This window comes from Bremerella volcania (assembly GCF_007748115.1).
In the GTDB taxonomy this organism is placed as follows: Bacteria; Planctomycetota; Planctomycetia; order Pirellulales; family Pirellulaceae; genus Bremerella; species Bremerella volcania.
Genome location: NZ_CP036289.1, coordinates 726,179 through 744,000, shown reverse-complemented (window position 1 = coordinate 744,000; position 17,822 = coordinate 726,179). Strand labels below are relative to the sequence as shown.

The 17,822-nt window shown below is 55.7% G+C and carries 10 protein-coding genes and 17 tRNA genes; 5 read left to right on the top strand and 22 right to left on the bottom strand.

Going from position 1 to position 17,822, the window contains the following annotated elements:
• Nucleotides 1-9: 9 nt before the first annotated feature.
• A complete protein-coding gene (locus Pan97_RS03070) occupies nucleotides 10-1,239 on the bottom strand; it encodes a glycosyltransferase (protein WP_165698585.1) in 1,230 nt (409 codons plus the stop codon).
• A 288-nt stretch (nucleotides 1,240-1,527) separates the two neighbouring features.
• Between Pan97_RS03070 and Pan97_RS03065 the strand changes: the two genes are divergently transcribed.
• The 4 genes from Pan97_RS03065 (at nucleotide 1,528) to Pan97_RS03050 (ending at nucleotide 9,946) form a co-directional block, all read left to right on the top strand.
• Nucleotides 1,528-4,527: a DUF1553 domain-containing protein gene (locus Pan97_RS03065; protein ID WP_144970634.1), complete on the top strand. Its 3,000-nt coding sequence runs from the start codon at nucleotides 1,528-1,530 to the stop codon at nucleotides 4,525-4,527.
• Nucleotides 4,528-4,541: 14 nt separating this feature from the next.
• Nucleotides 4,542-5,999: a DUF1501 domain-containing protein gene (locus Pan97_RS03060; protein WP_144970632.1), complete on the top strand. Its 1,458-nt coding sequence runs from the start codon at nucleotides 4,542-4,544 to the stop codon at nucleotides 5,997-5,999.
• 104 nt (nucleotides 6,000-6,103) lie between these two features.
• The gene (locus Pan97_RS03055) at nucleotides 6,104-8,503 is read left to right on the top strand and encodes a DUF1549 domain-containing protein (protein WP_144970630.1); all 2,400 of its coding nucleotides are present in this window, start codon (nucleotides 6,104-6,106) and stop codon (nucleotides 8,501-8,503) included.
• Between the two features lie 12 nt (nucleotides 8,504-8,515).
• A complete protein-coding gene (locus Pan97_RS03050; RefSeq protein ID WP_144970628.1) occupies nucleotides 8,516-9,946 on the top strand; it encodes a DUF1501 domain-containing protein in 1,431 nt (476 codons plus the stop codon).
• A 69-nt stretch (nucleotides 9,947-10,015) separates the two neighbouring features.
• On the opposite strand, the gene Pan97_RS03045 is transcribed toward Pan97_RS03050, so the two are convergent.
• On the bottom strand, nucleotides 10,016-10,582 hold the full coding sequence (locus Pan97_RS03045) for a hypothetical protein (RefSeq protein WP_144970626.1): 567 nt from the start codon (nucleotides 10,580-10,582) through the stop codon (nucleotides 10,016-10,018).
• Between the two features lie 241 nt (nucleotides 10,583-10,823).
• On the opposite strand from Pan97_RS03045, the gene Pan97_RS03040 reads away from it, so the two are divergent.
• Nucleotides 10,824-12,626, top strand: coding sequence for a beta-propeller fold lactonase family protein (locus tag Pan97_RS03040; protein ID WP_144970623.1), 1,803 nt, complete (start codon nucleotides 10,824-10,826; stop codon nucleotides 12,624-12,626).
• Nucleotides 12,627-12,747: 121 nt separating this feature from the next.
• On the opposite strand, the gene Pan97_RS03035 is transcribed toward Pan97_RS03040, so the two are convergent.
• The 20 genes from Pan97_RS03035 to Pan97_RS26170 all read right to left on the bottom strand — a co-directional run bounded on the left by Pan97_RS03035 (nucleotide 12,748) and on the right by Pan97_RS26170 (nucleotide 17,752).
• Nucleotides 12,748-13,557, bottom strand: a complete 810-nt coding sequence (locus Pan97_RS03035; RefSeq protein ID WP_144970621.1) for a hypothetical protein — start codon at nucleotides 13,555-13,557, stop codon at nucleotides 12,748-12,750.
• 422 nt (nucleotides 13,558-13,979) lie between these two features.
• A tRNA-Arg gene (locus tag Pan97_RS26185) sits at nucleotides 13,980-14,052 on the bottom strand.
• A gap of 7 nt (nucleotides 14,053-14,059) precedes the next feature.
• A tRNA-His gene (locus tag Pan97_RS03030) sits at nucleotides 14,060-14,132 on the bottom strand.
• A gap of 105 nt (nucleotides 14,133-14,237) precedes the next feature.
• Nucleotides 14,238-15,038, bottom strand: coding sequence for a hypothetical protein (locus Pan97_RS03025; RefSeq protein WP_144970619.1), 801 nt, complete (start codon nucleotides 15,036-15,038; stop codon nucleotides 14,238-14,240).
• A gap of 56 nt (nucleotides 15,039-15,094) precedes the next feature.
• Nucleotides 15,095-15,165 (bottom strand) — tRNA-Ala (locus tag Pan97_RS03020).
• Nucleotides 15,166-15,512: 347 nt separating this feature from the next.
• Entirely contained in the window at nucleotides 15,513-16,025 is a 513-nt protein-coding gene (locus Pan97_RS03015; RefSeq protein ID WP_144970617.1) for a methyltransferase domain-containing protein, read from the bottom strand.
• Nucleotides 16,026-16,155: 130 nt separating this feature from the next.
• Nucleotides 16,156-16,230: transfer RNA gene (locus tag Pan97_RS03010), tRNA-Leu, on the bottom strand.
• 12 nt (nucleotides 16,231-16,242) lie between these two features.
• Nucleotides 16,243-16,315, bottom strand: a tRNA-Asp gene (locus Pan97_RS03005).
• Nucleotides 16,316-16,484: 169 nt separating this feature from the next.
• Nucleotides 16,485-16,557 (bottom strand) — tRNA-Val (locus tag Pan97_RS03000).
• A gap of 15 nt (nucleotides 16,558-16,572) precedes the next feature.
• Nucleotides 16,573-16,644, bottom strand: a tRNA-Trp gene (locus tag Pan97_RS02995).
• A gap of 12 nt (nucleotides 16,645-16,656) precedes the next feature.
• Nucleotides 16,657-16,731 (bottom strand) — tRNA-Gln (locus tag Pan97_RS02990).
• 69 nt (nucleotides 16,732-16,800) lie between these two features.
• Nucleotides 16,801-16,872, bottom strand: a tRNA-Gly gene (locus Pan97_RS02985).
• A gap of 12 nt (nucleotides 16,873-16,884) precedes the next feature.
• Nucleotides 16,885-16,959 (bottom strand) — tRNA-Asn (locus Pan97_RS26180).
• Nucleotides 16,960-16,969: 10 nt separating this feature from the next.
• Nucleotides 16,970-17,045, bottom strand: a tRNA-Pro gene (locus tag Pan97_RS26175).
• 10 nt (nucleotides 17,046-17,055) lie between these two features.
• A tRNA-Gly gene (locus Pan97_RS02980) sits at nucleotides 17,056-17,126 on the bottom strand.
• 52 nt (nucleotides 17,127-17,178) lie between these two features.
• A tRNA-Thr gene (locus Pan97_RS02975) sits at nucleotides 17,179-17,250 on the bottom strand.
• 12 nt (nucleotides 17,251-17,262) lie between these two features.
• Nucleotides 17,263-17,334: transfer RNA gene (locus tag Pan97_RS02970), tRNA-Lys, on the bottom strand.
• A gap of 13 nt (nucleotides 17,335-17,347) precedes the next feature.
• Nucleotides 17,348-17,423 (bottom strand) — tRNA-Ile (locus tag Pan97_RS02965).
• 9 nt (nucleotides 17,424-17,432) lie between these two features.
• A tRNA-Lys gene (locus Pan97_RS02960) sits at nucleotides 17,433-17,504 on the bottom strand.
• A gap of 175 nt (nucleotides 17,505-17,679) precedes the next feature.
• Nucleotides 17,680-17,752: transfer RNA gene (locus Pan97_RS26170), tRNA-Glu, on the bottom strand.
• Nucleotides 17,753-17,822 lie beyond the last annotated feature (70 nt).

The window sequence follows — 17,822 nt, the reverse complement described above, 5'->3', positions numbered from 1 at the left end:
CGTGGAAGTTTACGGCGAAGCGGTCGATTGTAGATTCGCCGTGCCGTTAGCATCCGAAGGGGAATCCGCCAGGCCCCGATAGAGATTCTCCAAGTCGTCTACCACTTTGTCTAACGAGAATCGTTCCACGGCCAGCCGTCTCGCATTCTGCTGGCAGTTGGCTCTCTGCTGGGCATCTTCAAGAAGTTTCCTGAGCGCCTGCTCGATCGGTTCGACTTCGGCCTCCACGACGTGCCCTGCATTGTAGTCCGCAACCTCAGGCACGTTGCATCGATGGGTCAACAGCATCGCCAAACCATACCCTAGCCCTTCAATCACCGCGTTCGGCAAGCCTTCGGAATGACTCGTAAGCGCGAAAATATCAGCGGACCGCAGTGCATTCGTTTTTTCTTCGCCGGCGATGATGCCAGGAAACCGAACTCGCTTTTCAAGCCCATGTTTGCGTACGAACTGTGTTAGTGCGGCCTGAATCCCTTCGTCGGGTCCGGCAACAATCATTTGGGCCTGGGGAAACTCGTTACGAATCCGCTCAAAAGCGGTGAGCAGCAAGTCAATTCCCTTGATCTGGGATATCCTTCCCATGAACAGAATCACGACGTCGTCGTCAGCGTAGCCTAACTGTTGGCGACTTGCCTGTTTGGCTTCCTCGGAAACGACCGGCGGCAACGAAAAGCCGTTGGGAATCACCGCGATTCGTTCCGGGTGAACGCCCCACTCAAGCAACGTATCTCGTTCGTATTGTGAAACAGCCTGGCAGGCAGCTGCCTCGCGGACAATTCGGTTTTCATAGAAGTACCGAAAGAGCTTCTTCTCGAATGATTTGATTTGTAGTCGCTTGGGACAAAGTGCCCCTTCCGCGTTGTAGACGTAGGGAACCCCAGCTCGCCTGGCCAGTTTCCGCACCATGTCATTGGTTAACGTCAGGCCAATGTTGGTTTGAACAACATCCGCGGTTTTTAGCGTTTCTTGCAGCGGCCGACGAATGCCCGGCGTGTAATAGGGTGGCATTCGATGGTGCGGCGACGTCGAGCTGTAGCAGACGTGATAACCATCGTTCTCAAGCCACTGATCGCGAGGAATATCCGCGGGAAGATCAATATCCGTCGTCACGACGCGTACTTCATGCCCTCGGGCCGCGAGTTCCCGACAAACGACTTGGGCCTGAACGACCGGGCCACCAAATCGTAGGACCGGCAACGGATAAGGGATGACTTTGACGATATTTAAAGGACGATCCACAACGAAAACCTGAGATTTTTGGTCGATTCGAAACGGGACCACTAACTTATCAGACGCGGACCGAAGCATGCCAATCCCTCAGTATACTAAGCTGCCCCAGTACAACGCGTTAAGCAACTGGTAAGAAACCGTTAACTCGCAATTGGCTGGAATCAAGCAAGCCAATCGGCTGGCCACGATATTTTACTTGCCAAATGACCTCGATACGTGGCAAACTTGAATACTGAAAGGCCCTCAGGGCCTTCTTCTTCGACACAAAGTCGAAGCCCCTGCCTTAAGAGCCCGCCTATGTTACGTCTATTTTCCCAATTCGTTCGAGCAGCCAGTCTCTTCCTATTGTTCCCCCTTGGCGGCTGGACTTACGCCCAGGAAGCGAACTTGCCGCAAGGCTTTTTCCAAGATTCGGTCGCACCGATCCTCTCCGCCAACTGCGTCACATGCCACAATGACCAAAGGACGGAGGGAGGCCTTTCGCTCTCGAATAGCCTATCAGCCCTACGCGGGGGTGATAGCGGCGAGTCGATCGTTCCTGGAGACCCCACTGCGAGCTTCCTGCTCGAATACATCACCGGCGACCCACCTGAGATGCCTCAAGGTGGGCAACCCCTCTCACAGCAAGAGATTGCCATGATTCGCCGTTGGATTGCCAGCGGCGCCACTTGGCCCCGTGATCTGAAGTTGAAGGCTCAAGATAATTGGTGGTCTCGCAAAGCATTAAGTCGGCCTCCCGTCCCGGAGATCCCCGAGACGTCCCAGGCACGTGTCAGAACTCCCATCGACGCGTTCATCCTGACTCAGCTTCTTGAGCGCGGCATGAACTTTTCCCCCGAGGCCGATTCAAGAACGCTTGTACGGCGTTTGTACTATGACCTGATCGGCCTTCCTCCGACGCCTGAGGAAATGCGTCAATGGATGGCGAAACTCGATGAAGGAGAACACGGATACCAACAGTTGGTCGAACACCTGTTGGCTTCGCCTCATTATGGTGAACGATGGGCCCGGCACTGGCTCGACGTGGTGAAGTACGCCGACACCTGCGGCTACGACAAGGACAAGCTCCGCCGCAACGCGTGGCCGTATCGAGACTACGTCATCCGATCTTTCAACGAGGACAAACCGTATGCCCGCTTCGTCGAAGAGCAGATCGCTGGAGATGCCCTGTACCCGGGAGAACAGGATGGGATCTTGGGACTTGGCTTCATCGCGGCAGGGCCTTGGGATTTTATCGGGCACGTCGAGGTCCCGGCCAGCAAAATCGATGGCAAGAATGCTCGCAACCTCGATCGTGACGAGATGGTTTCGAACACGCTCAACACGTTTTGCAGCGTAACGATTCAGTGTGCCCGATGCCATGATCACAAGTTCGACCCATATACGCAGCAGCACTACTACGGTATTCAAGCGGTATTCGCAGCGGTCGATCGGGCCGAGCGTCCTTACGACATTGATCCTCAAATCGAGAAAAAGCGATTACAGCTTACCGACGACAAGCAATCTGCCGAAAAGCAACTAGCCAACCTGCAACGGGAAATCGCCGCGGCGGGTGGTAAGCAGTTAGTGGAGTTACGCACCAAGATTCAGACGCTTCGACAACAGGCAAAGCCCGAGACAACGGTTCCCCAACATGGTTACCACAGCCACATCGAAAAGACGATCGATCAGGTCAAATGGGTGCAAATTGATTTAGGAGATCCCACCGAGATCACCAAAGTCGTATTGCATCCCTGCTACGATGATTACGCAGGAATCGGTCCCGGCTTCGGATTCCCGCTTCGTTTCAAGATCGAAGCCGCCAGCGATGCCGCTTTCAGCGATTCTCAAGTAATGGCGGATGAAACGACCGAGGACTATCCCAACCCACTTTTGGCAAGCTATCAAGTCGAAGTCCCTGTTACCGCCAGGTTCGTCCGTATCACGGCGACGAAGCTGGCCCCGCGGCAGAACGACTTTATCTTCGCGCTATCGGAACTGGAGGTTTTTGACAAGCACAACAAAAACGTTGCTCTCAACAAGAACATCCAGTCGCTTGACTCCATTGAAGCCCCCATCCGCTGGCGACGCACCAACCTTGTCGATGGTCTTTGGCCCAAGTCCATTTCAGCCAACGTCTCCCAGGAGCTTAACCAAGCCAGGCAGTCCTTGGCGCTTCTAGAAAAGCAGATCGAAACGCCGGAGCGGATTGCCCAGCAGGCCAAGTTCAAGAGCCGTATAAACGCACTCGAAGCACAACTCAAATCATTGCCTTCCGGTAAAATGGTCTACGCGGCGGCAACTCATTTCAAGCCACAAGGATCGTTTCAACCGACCCAAGGCATCCCGCGTGAAATCCACGTTCTCCATCGAGGCAACGTAACGGACCCACGCGAGGAAGCATTGCCAGGCACTTTACCACTACCAGGGCAAGATGCTTACGCATTAAATCTTCCGACCGATCACGATGAATCGGAGCGGCGTGCGGCATTGGCCCAATGGATCACGTCCCGCGATCACCCCCTAACCTGGCGTAGCATCGTCAATCGGATTTGGTACTACCATTTCGATCAGGCCATCGTCGGCTCACCCAATGATTTTGGACGCATGGGGCAGATGCCAACGCACCCAGAACTGCTTGACTGGTTGGCCGTCGAGTTCCGAGACCACGATCAGTCTTTCAAACACCTGCACCGACTCATCGTCACCAGCAGCGTCTATCGCCAGTCGTCTCGGCATCATGAAGCGTATGATGCGAAAGACAGCAGCAACCAGTTTCTGTGGCGCATGAACCGTCGACGACTGGAGGCCGAAGAGATTCGCGATTCCATTCTTTCGGTAAGCGGAAAGCTCGACAAAACGATGGGCGGCCCAGGCTTCTTCGTCTTTAAATTGGAAAAGGAAGCCCATTCTCCTCATTACGAATACCACAAGTTCGATCCGCGTGACCCGGCAACCCACCGGCGAAGCATCTATCGGTTCATTGTCCGTTCGCAGCCCGATCCCTACATGACCACCCTTGACTGTGCCGACTCGTCTCAAAGTACGCCGAAACGAAGCGAGACGCTCACGGCACTTCAGGCCTTGTCCATGCTCAACAACCCATTTCAGTTGGTCATGGCAGAATCATTCGCCGAGCGACTTGAGCAACAAGCAGTAACCTTGCCGGAGCAGGTCGAACTCGGCGTTCAATTGACGCTCGGGCGCGCACCAACCGATTTCGAGCGAGAGAAGTTCGCCGAATTTGCCCAAGAGCACGGGCTCGCCAATTTGTGCCGGGTGCTCTTCAATCAAAGTGAATTTCTCTACCTCGACTGACGCAGGGTAACCCTATGTTTTCCACACGACGCGAGTTCTTGCAGCAAAATGCCTGGGGGTTTGGAGCCTTGGCCCTGTCCTCGCTGCTCATGCGCGAGGATGCCCAAGCCGGCCCTGGTCAGGATGGCGCGCTGGCGGCACTCCACCATCCGCCCAAAGCGAAACGCGTGATTCAGCTCTTCATGAGTGGAGCGGCAAGCCCGATCGATACGTTTGATCACAAGCCGATGCTCGACAAACACCATGGAGAAGCATCGGATTTTGGCGAGCACGTCGAGGCCTTCCAGAATGGTCTCGGACCATGGATGAAGTCCCCCTTCAAGTTCTCGCCGCATGGTCAGTCAGGCAAGATGCTCAGCGAAGTCGTTGCTCCGCTGGGTGCGTGCGTCGACGAGATGACTTTTGTTCATAACATGGTCGGGAAGAGTGGCGTCCACTCGCAAGCAACCTATCTTCAAGCGACCGGTTTCGATACGCCCGGTTTCCCAGGCATGGGGGCATGGGTCAGCTATGGCCTGGGGAGTATCAGCGATAACTTGCCGGCGTTCGTCGTACTTCCCGATCACCGCGGTTTTGCCAGCAATGGCCCCAAAAACTGGAGCAGTGCCTTCCTACCGGCCAGTACCCAGGGAACGGCAATCTTCCCACAACGAGAGAACCCGATCGAAGACCTGACGCCCAAGTCATCCTATACTTCCGCCTCGGGTGACGATGCCAGTCTGCGTCTTCTCGAGCAAATCAATGGCCGCTACCAACAACAGCGCCCTGGCGACTCGAGACTCGAGGCGCGGATCCGCAGCTACGAACTCGCGGCGAAGATGCAGTTGAGCGCTCCGCAGGCCATGGATATCTCCAACGAACCCAGCCACATTCTCAAGATGTACGGGCTCGATCGGATGGGAGCTGAGTATCCTTCCGAAATCAATGCCCCGGAAGAAGCGGAATACTTCGGCCGTAAGTGTCTCATCGCGCGTCGACTGATCGAACGGGGCGTCCGTTTTATCCAGATTTGGTCCGGGAACGACAATGGCTTCCCTCGGCGCAATTGGGACAGCCATGAAGACATCCGCCGAGACCACGGCCCATTGGCCACCGGCATGGCGGTCGGCACGGCCGCGCTGATCCAAGATCTCAAGCAGCGTGGTCTGCTGGACGACACGATCATCCTTTGGACGACTGAATTCGGTCGGATGCCCTCAACCCAGGGAAGCAAGGGACGTGATCACAATCCGTACGTTTTCACCAATTGGCTCTGCGGAGGAGGTATCAAGCCGGGCATCACCCATGGCCAGTCAGACCAATGGGGCTACAAGCCGCTCGATCGCGATCACCCCACGCAGGTCTACGACATTCACGCCACAATTCTCCACCTACTAGGGATCAATCACGAGAAGCTGACCGTCCGCCACAACGGCATCGATCGCCGGCTCACGGACGTTCATGGTCATGTCATCCGCGAAATCCTAGCGTAACGTGACACATTTCTCAGCCGAATTCCATTTTTGCACATTGGGCAAACTGGTACTCTCCAGATATAATAGAGGTTCCTACCTAATGCCCTGACCTTAGTATTCTCATGAAATCATTCCTCGTTGTAGCCTTCGCGTTCGCGTTTCCATGCATCGCTCTTGGCGAAGAGATCGACTTCGCTCATCAGATTGTCCCTTTGCTCAAGCAGCAATGCGGCAAATGCCATAGTGGTACGCAAAAAGAAGGGGGATTCTCGCTGAATACCCGTGAGGCGTTGCTGGCTGGGGGTGAATCAGGCGAAGCTATTGTTCCTCGAAATGGGAGTCAGGGCGAGTTGATCGCGCGGGTCACAACCGAGGACGAATTCACCCGCATGCCGCCAGAAGGGGCCCCGCTCTCCAGCGAACAGATCAAGCTCTTGAAGCGCTGGATCGAATCGGGCGTTCCCTGGGAACCAGGCTTCACGTTCGGAGAGAAAATCTACGAACCGCCACTCAAGCCGCGTCATCCAGAATTGCCGCCCGTCGTTGCAGGCCGTTCGAACCCGATTGATAGAATCCTGGATGCCCAGTTAGCTGAGCAAGACGCGCCCCCGTTACCGCCACTGGATGACGATGCGTTTTTACGTCGCGTCTATTTGGATCTTATCGGGCTATTGCCGACGCCTGACGAGCGAGAGGCCTTCTTGCGCGATGCTTCGCCTGATAAACGCGCCACTTTAGTGCGAGAACTACTGGATCGTGACGTCGAATATGCGGAACACTGGCTCACCTTCTGGAATGACCTGCTGCGGAACGACTATGCAGGCACCGGCTTCATCACCGGCGGCCGCAAGCAAATCTCCCGTTGGCTATACGAGGCACTCGTTACCAATAAGCCATACGACCAATTCACTCGAGAGCTAATCGCCCCGCCCACACCAGAAAGTGCCGGATTCGGCCAAGGCATCAAATGGCGTGGGGAAGTCAGTGCCGGGCAAACGGTTGAAATCCAATTCGCTCAGAACGTCGGCCAGTCTTTCCTGGGAATCAACTTGAAGTGTGCGTCATGCCACGACAGTTTCATCGATCGATGGAAGCTCAAGGACGCTTACGGTCTCGCGGCGATCTACGCTGAGCGATCACTCGAGCTCCACCGCTGCGATAAACCCATTGGTGAAACAGCCGAAGCATCGTGGCTCTTTCCTGAATTGGGACAGGTCGATGCCGCCGCCCCACAACCGCAACGATTACAACAGTTGGCACGCCTGATGACTCATCGCGAGAACGGGCGATTTACGCGAACGATCGTCAATCGCCTGTGGCATCGCATGATGGGTCACGGGATCGTCCACCCGACCGATGCCATGCAGAATCCACCATGGAATGCCGATCTGCTTGACTATCTGGCCGAACATCTGGTCGAGAATAACTATGACCTTAAACAAACGCTCCAGTTGATCGCTACTTCGCACGCCTATCAAACACAAGCCGAACGGGTCTCCGAACAAATTGACGCGGGTAGTTACCAATATGCCGGCCCCCGTAGCAAGCGAATGACGGCGGAACAGTTCGTCGATTGCGTGTGGCAAGTGACTGAGACGTCTCCGAAGAACTTCGATGCTCCTGTCATACGAGGCAATCTCTCAACGGACGCGGCCAGTCGCATTACCATCGCTGGTCAGTGGATCTGGAATCAAGCCGATGTTTCCCAGGCCGCAGCCGGCGAAACCATCACACTCCGGAAACAATTCGAGCTTTCCGAGGTGCCGACGGATGGGTTTGCACTGATAACCTGCGACAATGAATACACGCTTTACGTCAATGGAAAGAAGCTGGCTGCTGGCAATAATTGGATGGAACCGGATCTTGTTCGACTCACCTCGCTCAAAAAGGGAGCGAATGAAATCCTGATCGTGGCCAAGAATGCTGGTAGCGGTCCCAACGCCGCGGGAATGCTCTTTGAGGCACGTCTCGACGACCAGGTCATTGCGTCGGATGAAACCTGGCAGTGGACGGCCCAGGTGCCCAAGGGGTCTGGGAAGTTCGAGAAGTTGCCTGACGATTGGCAACCTGCCGCCGTTACGAAAGCACAGGAGGTATGGATGGCCCGCCTACGCCCGGTCATGGCTCAGATGCTTTCGCAGGGGATCGACGGTCAGCGTTACATGGTTCGGGCATCGCTGTTGAAGAGCGACTTTTTGATGCGTTCGCTGGGGCGTCCTAATCGAGACCAGGTCGTCAGTGTTCGGCCTTTGGAACTCACCACGCTCGAAGCGATCGACCTCTCAAACGGAGAAGCCTTGGCCAACACGCTTCGACAGGGGGCCAAGCGACTCAGCCAGCGAGAATGGGAGTCGCCACGGCAATTCGTTACGTGGCTGTATCACTTCGCCTTGAGTCGAGATCCCACCGAAGCGGAATTGGCGACGCTCGTGGACTCCCTTGGCCCCGAGATGCCTGCCGAGGCCATGGAGGACGTCCTGTGGGCGGTCTTCATGCTTCCAGAATTTCAACTCGTTCATTAAGTAAGGTTCCCCATGGACCGCGCACGAATACGACGACAATTCTTGAAACAAATGGCTGCCGCATCGACAGCAACCATGATGGCCGGCGCGCCGCGTCTGGTCACCGCCAATGATGCACCGGTCGAGCACCCAGCCGCAAAGGCCGATTCCTGCATCCTGATCTGGATGGCCGGAGGCATGGCTGCGCCCGATACGTTTGATCCTAAGAAGTATGTCCCATTTGAGGTTGGCCTGCCGGTTGCCGACGTCGAGAGCACGTTTCCGGCAATCGATACCAACGTCGACAACATCAAGATCTCGCAAGGGATGGAAAACATCGCCCAGGTCATGGATCGAGCCACGCTGATTCGCTCGCATGTCCTGCCAGACCTGGGAAGCATTCTTCATTCTCGTCATCAATATCACTGGCATACCGGGTACGTTCCTCCGCAAACGGTGGCTTGTCCCCATATCGGGGCGTGGATGGCCAAGGTCCTCGGCCCTTTGAATCCCGTGATGCCGGCCTTTATTAACATTGGTCAGCGTCTGGAAGGTGTCGGCGAACAGGAAGAATTGAAAGCATTCACCACGGCAGGTTTCTTCGGCAGTGAATTCGGTCCGATGAACCTGCCTTACCCGGAACAGGCCGCTCAGTCAGTGCGTCCTCCGGAAGGCATGAAGTCGGAACGATTCGCCAATCGCAATAGGCTCTTTCAGAAGCTGATCGACCAGTCACCGCAGCGCAACTTTATCGGCGACTTCCAGCGCGAGTCGCAGCTTCGCTCGATGGAGAACGCTTATCGACTTCTATCCGCCAAAGAACGTGAAGCGTTTGATATTTCGTTGGAACCGAAAGAGTCGTACGAAAAATACGATACCGGTCGATTTGGCCGTGGATGCCTGCTGGCGAGACGCCTGGTCGAAAATGGGGCCCGTTTCGTCGAAGTCACGACCGAATACGTTCCGTTTCTCAACTGGGACACGCATGCCAACGGCTTCACGACCCTGCAGCGCATGAAGCAGGAAGTCGATCGACCGATTGCGCAGTTGATTCTCGACCTGGAAAGCCGCGGCCTGCTCGATCGCACGCTCGTCATTCTGGCCAGCGAATTCAGCCGCGACATGATCATGGAAGGCAAGCCTGGCTCGAATGCTCGCGATCAAGCCACCGAAAAGGTCGACGTCTTGAAAGAACTGAAGCACTACGGACAGCATCGCCACTTCACCGGCGGCTCGTGCGTGGCGATGTGGGGAGGCGGTGTGAAAAAGGGACAGCTATACGGCAAGACCGCCAACGAACGTCCTTTTGTTGCCACCGAAAACCCAATCTCGGTGACCGACCTCCATGCAACTATCTTCACGGCCATGGGCATCAGTCCGAAGACAGTATACGAGGTCGAACGCCGACCGTTCTATGCAACCGAAGATGGCAAAGGCAAACCGGTCATGGACATCTTTGCCTAGAAACAAAAAAACCGCCGATTCGATTGAATCGGCGGTTTTTTTCTATTGGTTCAAACGTCAGTGGCAATCCTAGTTAAGGATCGACTCCAGACCCTTTACGACAGCGTCGACCTTCAGGTCTTTCGCGGAAGCGGCAGCGTAGTTACCCTTCACTTCACCACCCTTGGCCAGGATGACGGTCACTTCGGCATTCGGATTGATGCCGTAGTCTTCTGGGCCGTTTTCATATTCGTTCGGCAGCACGAAAGGAACGTTCTCGGTCTTGGCGGTCTTGGCCAGCTTTTCAGCGGCGGCCTTGGCAGCGGCCTTGTTTTCGCCGAGGTAGTTCACGAACGTACGAAGTTGCTTCTCTTCGTTCTTGGCGATTGCCTTGTCCAGTTGTTGCACCAGATCCACGACTGCCTTGTCACCACTACGGGTGAAGATGATCACCTGAGGACGACCGCCGTTTTTGCAGCGATAACACAGGTTCTTGCCGACTTCGACGCCATCTTCGGACGCACCTGCCAGCTTGGTCACGTAGAAAGCACCAATCATTTCGCCTTCTTGCAGACCGCTCTTGGTTTCTTCGGCCATCAGCAGCGAAGAACCAACCATCAAAGCGACCGCAGTCAAAGCCATTGTCAAAAATTTCATTGAGAGTCTCCTGGGACAAACCAAGGGGAAACAAAACGGGGGAGGTAACGGAAGGGATAAACGCCCCTATTTGGGCGTCGAGGTTGACCGGGGAGTTTTTCCCGATCAAATGCAGTATCCGCAATCCGGAGTCACGCTACAAGTCTTGGAAATGATTATCCTATAGATTCCGCAAATCTGTTATGCTGCTAACAAACCCCGAAAATGCCTGCTGGTTCTCCTCAAACAGGGCCATTATTCGATGAAGTTCCGCCATCTGATCTACCTCGGCATTGCCCTCTGCGTCGCAAGTGTCCCGGTGCTAGCCGTTCCGGCCCCTCCCCTTACGGCCGAATACCGCTCGCCGGTCGATGTCGTTTTGATGAAGAACGACACTTGGTTAGTTGTCGCCAATCAAGCATCCGACAGCGTCAGCCTGATCGAGACCGAAAGTGGCGAAATTCTCGATGAAATTCCCTGCGGTGATCATCCCACCTCCATTATGGCCTGCCTGGACGGAAAATACGTACTTGTCAGCTGTGCTTACAGCGGCCAGATCTCCCTCATTCAGGTAGAAGGGGGAAAGCTGCGCGAAACACAATCGATTGACGTCGGCTTTGAACCGACAGGCCTGGCCGTTGCTCCCGATGGTCAGACCGCTTACGTGGGCCTCGTCGCGACAGGCGAAGTCGCCCAACTCGACCTGAAGGAAGCCAAGGTCGCTCGCAAGTTCTCGGTGGGTGCCTGGCCCCGCTATCTTGCCGTGTCCCCAAACGGCGAGCGACTGGCAGTCGGCTGCAGTGGCGAAAGTAAGATCGTCGTCATAGACCTAATCAAGGGGGAGGTCGATTTCTCGTCGAAACTTTCCGGCGGGATCAATATTGGCCACATGCAATGTTCGGCTGATGGAAAATACGTCTACTTCCCCTGGATGATTTATCGCAGCAACCCGATCAATCGAGACAACATCCGACGTGGCTGGGTACTGGGAAGTCGCATCGGCCGTGTTCGCCTCGACAAGCAGGAATACCGCGAAGCCATCACGCTCGACGTGCCAGGCACGGCAGTCGCCGATCCCCATGGGATTGTCATGAACCGTTCCAACAAACGACTGGTCGTCTCAGCATCCGGTTCGCACGACCTTTTAATCTATCGAAAGGATGACTTACCTTGGGAAGGAGTCGGCGGCCCAGGCGATCTGATAGACCCGAAGCTGATGCGGGACCGCGACCTCTTCCAACGCATGGACCTTGGCGGCCGTCCCATGGGGCTCGCCATGGCTCAGGATGATCGCACCGTTTATGTCGCCGATTACCTGCGAGACGTGATCCAGGTGGTCGACATTGAAGATCGACACGTCCTTCGTCATATCCCCTTGGGCAAGCGTCCTCGTCCTTCCCAGGTTCGTCACGGAGAAGAGCTTTTCTACGATGCTCGTAGAAGTCTCGATCAGTGGTACAGCTGCCACACGTGCCATTACAACGGCGGCGTGAATTCCAAAGCCATGGATACCTGGAATGATGGTTCTGCTTTAACGATGAAGACCGTCTTGCCGCTGGAACACGTCGACAAGACAGGCCCCTGGACCTGGCATGGTTGGCAAGAAGATCTCCACGATGCCATGCACAAGTCGTTCACGACAACGATGCAAGGACGGCCTGCGAGTCCCCGAGAAGCCGACGCAATATTGGCCTACCTGAGAACCCGTCGCACTCCGCCCAATCCGTTTCGCGAAGAAGATGGTTCGTTAAGCGCGGCGGCGAATCGCGGACAAAAAGTCTTCGAAAGTGCCGATGCCAATTGTTCCAGTTGCCACAGCGGAAGGTACTTCACCGACGGCAAAATCCACGACGTGGGACTTGGCTCGCAAGAGGATGAATACGAAGGATACAACACGCCGAGCTTAACCGGCATCTATCGCAAAGTACGTTTTCTCCACGATGGCCGAGCTGGCAGCCTGGAGGAAGTCCTTGTGGACTATCATTCTCCGGAAGAGGTCTCCGGTACGCGGGCCCTGACCGATAGCGAAGTGACCGATCTGATTTCGTATTTGAAATCACTGTAAGCAAATGCCCTGGCCAGGAATCGAACCTGGTCTACGACCACTATCGCGCACATGGACGAACCGGCGGCCACGAAAACTACCGAGAGCCGTGGGAAGAAACTTCATGTTGTCTGCCGTTAGATTATGGAGGCCCTCGTCCTTGGATGCGTTTCCAAGTGCGCAGCCGGCGCTGACACGATGGCGTAGCAGACTTTCGATGCCAGCGAGTTAGAACTCCGATCGCTTGGGATGCCATGCTAACGTGTGCGTGGGCATCACTTTGCCGGGCACGTACGGACGATCTCCTGGCACGCCCAAGAAGACTTGGGCGTGGCACCCGTGAATGTTTCTGGAGATCAGCTCGGTCCAGGATTGCATGGTCGGTCGCTGCCCTGCCGTGTTGCCCGCGTTGTTTCTTGAGTAGCTTTCTGAGCCGATTGAATTCGGTCCCTTGCCGGTCGAGCACCGTCAGGTGAAAAGTAACCCAGGAAAGCGCGCGATCGAGCTTCGCGGCCGCGGGAACGATCAGACCGTCGATCGTTTGGCCGGTGTAGCTGTCGCGCAGTGGCGTCTTGGGACGTCGGGGCCTTGCCGGTTTCGGCCGCTGGGTGATCGGCGCGAAACACGAAGCAGACGTAGCGCGACCACCACCGCCATTAGGAGAAACCCATGAGGATGCCCATCGCGGCGTGTTTGCGGGAACTTGCGGCTTGTCGACTGAGGCACCCTCTTTTTCCGCGTCTTCCTGGGGCGGATCGCCCTGGCTTGGCTGGTCTGGCTGTGGTGAAGAATCGACCGCGATGACCCACTGACCCACGACGTCAGCCGGAATCTCAACCCACGTCCCACAGGCCGAGCACACATAGTGCCTGCCGGCGCGCACCACGACCTGCGACCTGCGCTCGGTCGAGCGCTGATCGCTGGTTTTTGGTTGTGCAGGGGACGAGGACATGGCGAACTTTCTGGGAGAAAACAACCACCGCGTGCGAGCCAGTTGCTCGAGAAACCACGCGACAAAAAGAAGGTAAACGGGGAACGTCTCCGGGCATGATCTAGATATACCAGCCTGGTGCCGCCTGAAGATAGTGCGCGCGCCATTTTTTTGAAGCGGCCCCCGTGGAAGCAACGCAGGCTGGGTCGAGACCCAGCGATATCTATCCAGGGTGTCATTCCGATCGGAGGTTCGTCGTATCGCGTCGGTTGAAGTCGGGGAGCTGCTATCCGCCGATTCTCTTTCGCTGGTTCTCGACCCAGCCTAGATGCTGACTTCGTATTTGAAATCACTGTAAGCAAATGCCCTCGCCAGGAATCGAACCTGGTCTACGAGCGTCGCAGGCTCGCGTGCCAATCCATCACACTCCGAGGTCAAAACAGTAGCCTGTCCAGGAATCGAACCTGGTCCGACAGCTTCGGAAGCTGCTATGCCAGTCCAGCACACTCACAGGCCATGGAGGGGTAACTGAGGAGATTCGAACTCCTTCTTCCTGCTTCACAGGCAGGCGTGCTTACCGAGTACACTTCAGTCACCAAAATGGGGCGGCCAGGGCCCTATGCCGAGGAGTCCCCTCCACTTCCGTGGACTCGACTCGGCAATCAATCCCCAGGGCTGCGGCCCCGGCCACCCATACGCGTCTAGTCGATAAACGCCACGTGACGCATGGCTACCGATTCGGTCTCGGTATTCATGATCACTTGATGCCATCCATCCAGGCAGATCGTCTTGTGATCGGCATGGCGAACCTTGCCGCGGACGAAAACGCCTGGGTTACGACGCTGCGTAATCCACGAAAGCTTCTTCAGCTTCGGCTTCTTACTGATCAGCTTTTCGTATTGCCGCTCGGTCAATCCGTTGGGATGTTGCGGACTTACGTAAACCAATTCGCCGCCTTGGCGGACCAGCTCTTCACAGATGTGAGGCTTTCCGCCGCCGCGATTAATCGGCTCGTTCCGCAGTACCCACCGCAGATCGATGCGCTGCCACGGCTGGACAGGCACAAAGAACCATTCGCCTTGGCGAACGAACGCATCGTTCTTCCGGCGATTCCGCTTCTTCGGCTTTACCTTCAACTGACGCTCACGGATGTGAACATCACGTGGCTTCAGTGCGTCGAAGGCGGTGATTACGTTGGAGACGGTTGCCCGCTCCGGCACGGCAGCGACGAACCAATGGCGTTCGTCATGACCGCACAGGAACTTGTGCTTTCCGTCCTCTTGTTCCGTCAAGAGCAGCAAGTGGCGAATATCAGGCCGTACATCGATCACGCGCAAGTCGGGTTCCGCCTGGGACCCGAGCGAGATCTCGAAGAACTCTCCCTCGGCGTCGTGACCAACGTCGATGGAGACGTCGCTTCGTACGTTGCGACCGCGGGCCGGAACGAGCTTTACCCGTCCGCCCATTCGCTCGAACTGCCGCTCGATAACATGAGCGTCCATCGTCGAGTCTCCTTCAAAAACAAATACTTGGCGATCACACTATGTGATCACCTCAGTGGACCGACTGGGAATCGAACCCAGATTTCTGCCCCGCCAGAGCAGTGTCGTCCCTTTGGACCATCAGCCCTTGAATGGAAAGTGGACCTGATCGGAGTCGAACCGATCGCACCGATCTTGCAAGGATCAGTCGCCTCCATCGGCATGCAGGCCCATACCGTTAACAAGGTCCGTTCGGGAATCGAACCCGATCCGCGTCCTTACCACGGACGTGTGCCGCCAGAACACCTACAGACCAAAAAAGTAGCGGGTCCGGGAGTCGCACCCGACCGTCCAGGCTTATGAGGCCCGAATGAGCACTGGCTCACCCGCGTCAAAAAGTTAAGTAGCCAAGGGGAGACTGGCACTCCCACGCCCTCCAGGCACGACGTTCTAAGCGTCGCGCGTCTTCTGATTCCGCCACTTGGCCAGGTTGTTCTATCGCTCGGAAATTCGGTGTTCGATCTCATCGGTTTGATCAACGATCAAAGCTTTTTGGTCGAACTGGTAAATCTCCAGCTTCTCATTGACCAGCACCGACGGGAGATCGAGGGTCACATAGTTCTGAATCCGCTTTCGCAAGCCAATCTTTCCCCGAGGGGGAATGTTTCGTGGTACGATCAACCAGGCCGTACCATCGGAATCCAATTGCTGCTCAATCGCTGAAAGCACTTGGTTTCGCGACGAGCGTGTAAGCATATTCAAAACGTGATTACACACGATCGTATCGTAACCACCTTGTGGGGGAGTTGGCCGATAGTAGGGATCGAACGCGTCCCATCCGAAGTAATCCGCATCGAATCCAAATCCGCACCCATAGTCGAGTACTCGACCGCGAATCAAATCGGACTCCACCAACCAGGTTGCAGCGAAGCTAATCGACTGACGCCGTATCGCTCCTCCCAACTCTTTGATGTATCGGTAACCGCGCGAACACTTAAGCTTGGGCACACTTCGTCTTTCCGAATGCAGTCCATTGAGTGGGCCGTGAAGGAATTGAACCTCTCGTCGCCCACCTCGCTTCTTTTATGACGGCGGCTTTACAGGCCGCTGCGAGGAGCACAACCCTATTTCATTTCAGTGGCACGCGAGGGATTCGAACCCCCATCCACCTGGGTTTGAGCCAGGTCGCTCTGCCTTATTGGCGTAGCGTGCCATCCTTAAAAAGCGTTCCCGACCGGATTCGAACCGGCGATCTCTTGCGTGACAGGCAAGCGAGCACTCCGCTGCTCCACGAGAACTTTTGATGCGCGATGACTCGCGAAATACTATTGAAAAAAATCGCCAGGATCGCAGCTTACGCGTGCCAAGGATGGCACTTCGAAACAACGACGACAGTCGTTTTTCGGAGCCGCGAAGAGCTTGGCGAGGGCACACTGGCGGCATGATGCCGCCAGCGCCCCAGTAAAGTAGTCCTGGAGGGACTCGAACCCCCGATCGACTCTTTGTAAGAGAGTTGCCGTCGCCGCTGGGCCACAGGACTATTGGTTGAACTAAGCACGCCCCCAAGGATTTGAACCCTGACCTGACTGGGTTGGAACCAGTAGTGCTGCCGTTACACCAGAGACGTATTTCAAAAAGGTTGCGAGGGTTGGAATCGAACCAACGACCTCCTGGTTCAGAGCCAGGCGATACTACCAACAGCGTCTACCTCGCAGTGCTGCCAGAAAGAGACTCTTCGTTTCGAGCAAGGTTCGCTCTAATTCATCGTTTCTTTCTGGAAAGGAGTGCTCTGCGGGAATCGAACCCGCCTCGCCAGGTTGGAGGCCTGGAACCTTTGCCGCTCGGCCAAGAGCACAAAATCTTAAAGCTGTGGAGGCAGGAATCGAACCTGCGACGAAACGGTTAACAGCCGCCTTCCCGTACCAACACAGGACCCACCACAAAGTTAAAAGTCAGGATGGCTGGATTCGAACCAGCGTTCTCATACTCCCGAAGTATGCGGATTAGACCAAGCTTTCCCACACCCTGAATGATTTAGAGCGCCCAGTGGGAGTCGAACCCACACATCCGCCATGGCAAGGCAGTAGGCTGCCGCTACATCATGGGCGCTGATAGTTTGTTTTCGATTGTCAAAGAACGGCGAGTCTATGGAGACTCGAAGAGCACCGGGAGGGACTCGAACCCTCGTAGCCGCATTACGAATGCGGTGTCTTTGCCGCTGGACGACCAGTGCTTGTTGGTAAAGTGGGATCGGAAGGACTCGAACCTTCACCCGCCTGGTTAAGAGCCAGGGATGCTGCCGTAACACCTCGGTCCCATGTTGTTTGGTTTGGTCGGAGCGGTGGGGTTTGAACCCACGACTCACGTCTTATAAGGACGTCGCTCTCACCACTGAGCTACGCGCCGTATAAAAAGTGAGGCCGGTAGGATTCGAACCTACGCCCACCTGATTAAAAGTCGGGGATGCTGCCGTTACACCACAACCTCAATTTGAGTTTGTGCTATGCGTTTACAGCGATTTGCATCGTTCATGTGACTTTTCCTTTTCCTGATCAGTGGTAGCCCTGGGAATCGAACTCAGCGCGGCCTGAGTATCAGTCAGGCATGGACAACCAGTCCTCGACTACCCTACTAATGCACCATCTCTTCTCGCGACACAAAGCAGCCCGTGTGAGAGTCGAACTCAACCTGCACGGTGTGAAAGACCGCGGACCTCACCCGAAGTCGAACGGGCCAAATAGTTTGGATATGGGCACAAAAAAAGCCCGGCGTCGCTTATGACACCGGGCTTGAAAAGCCGTCAGG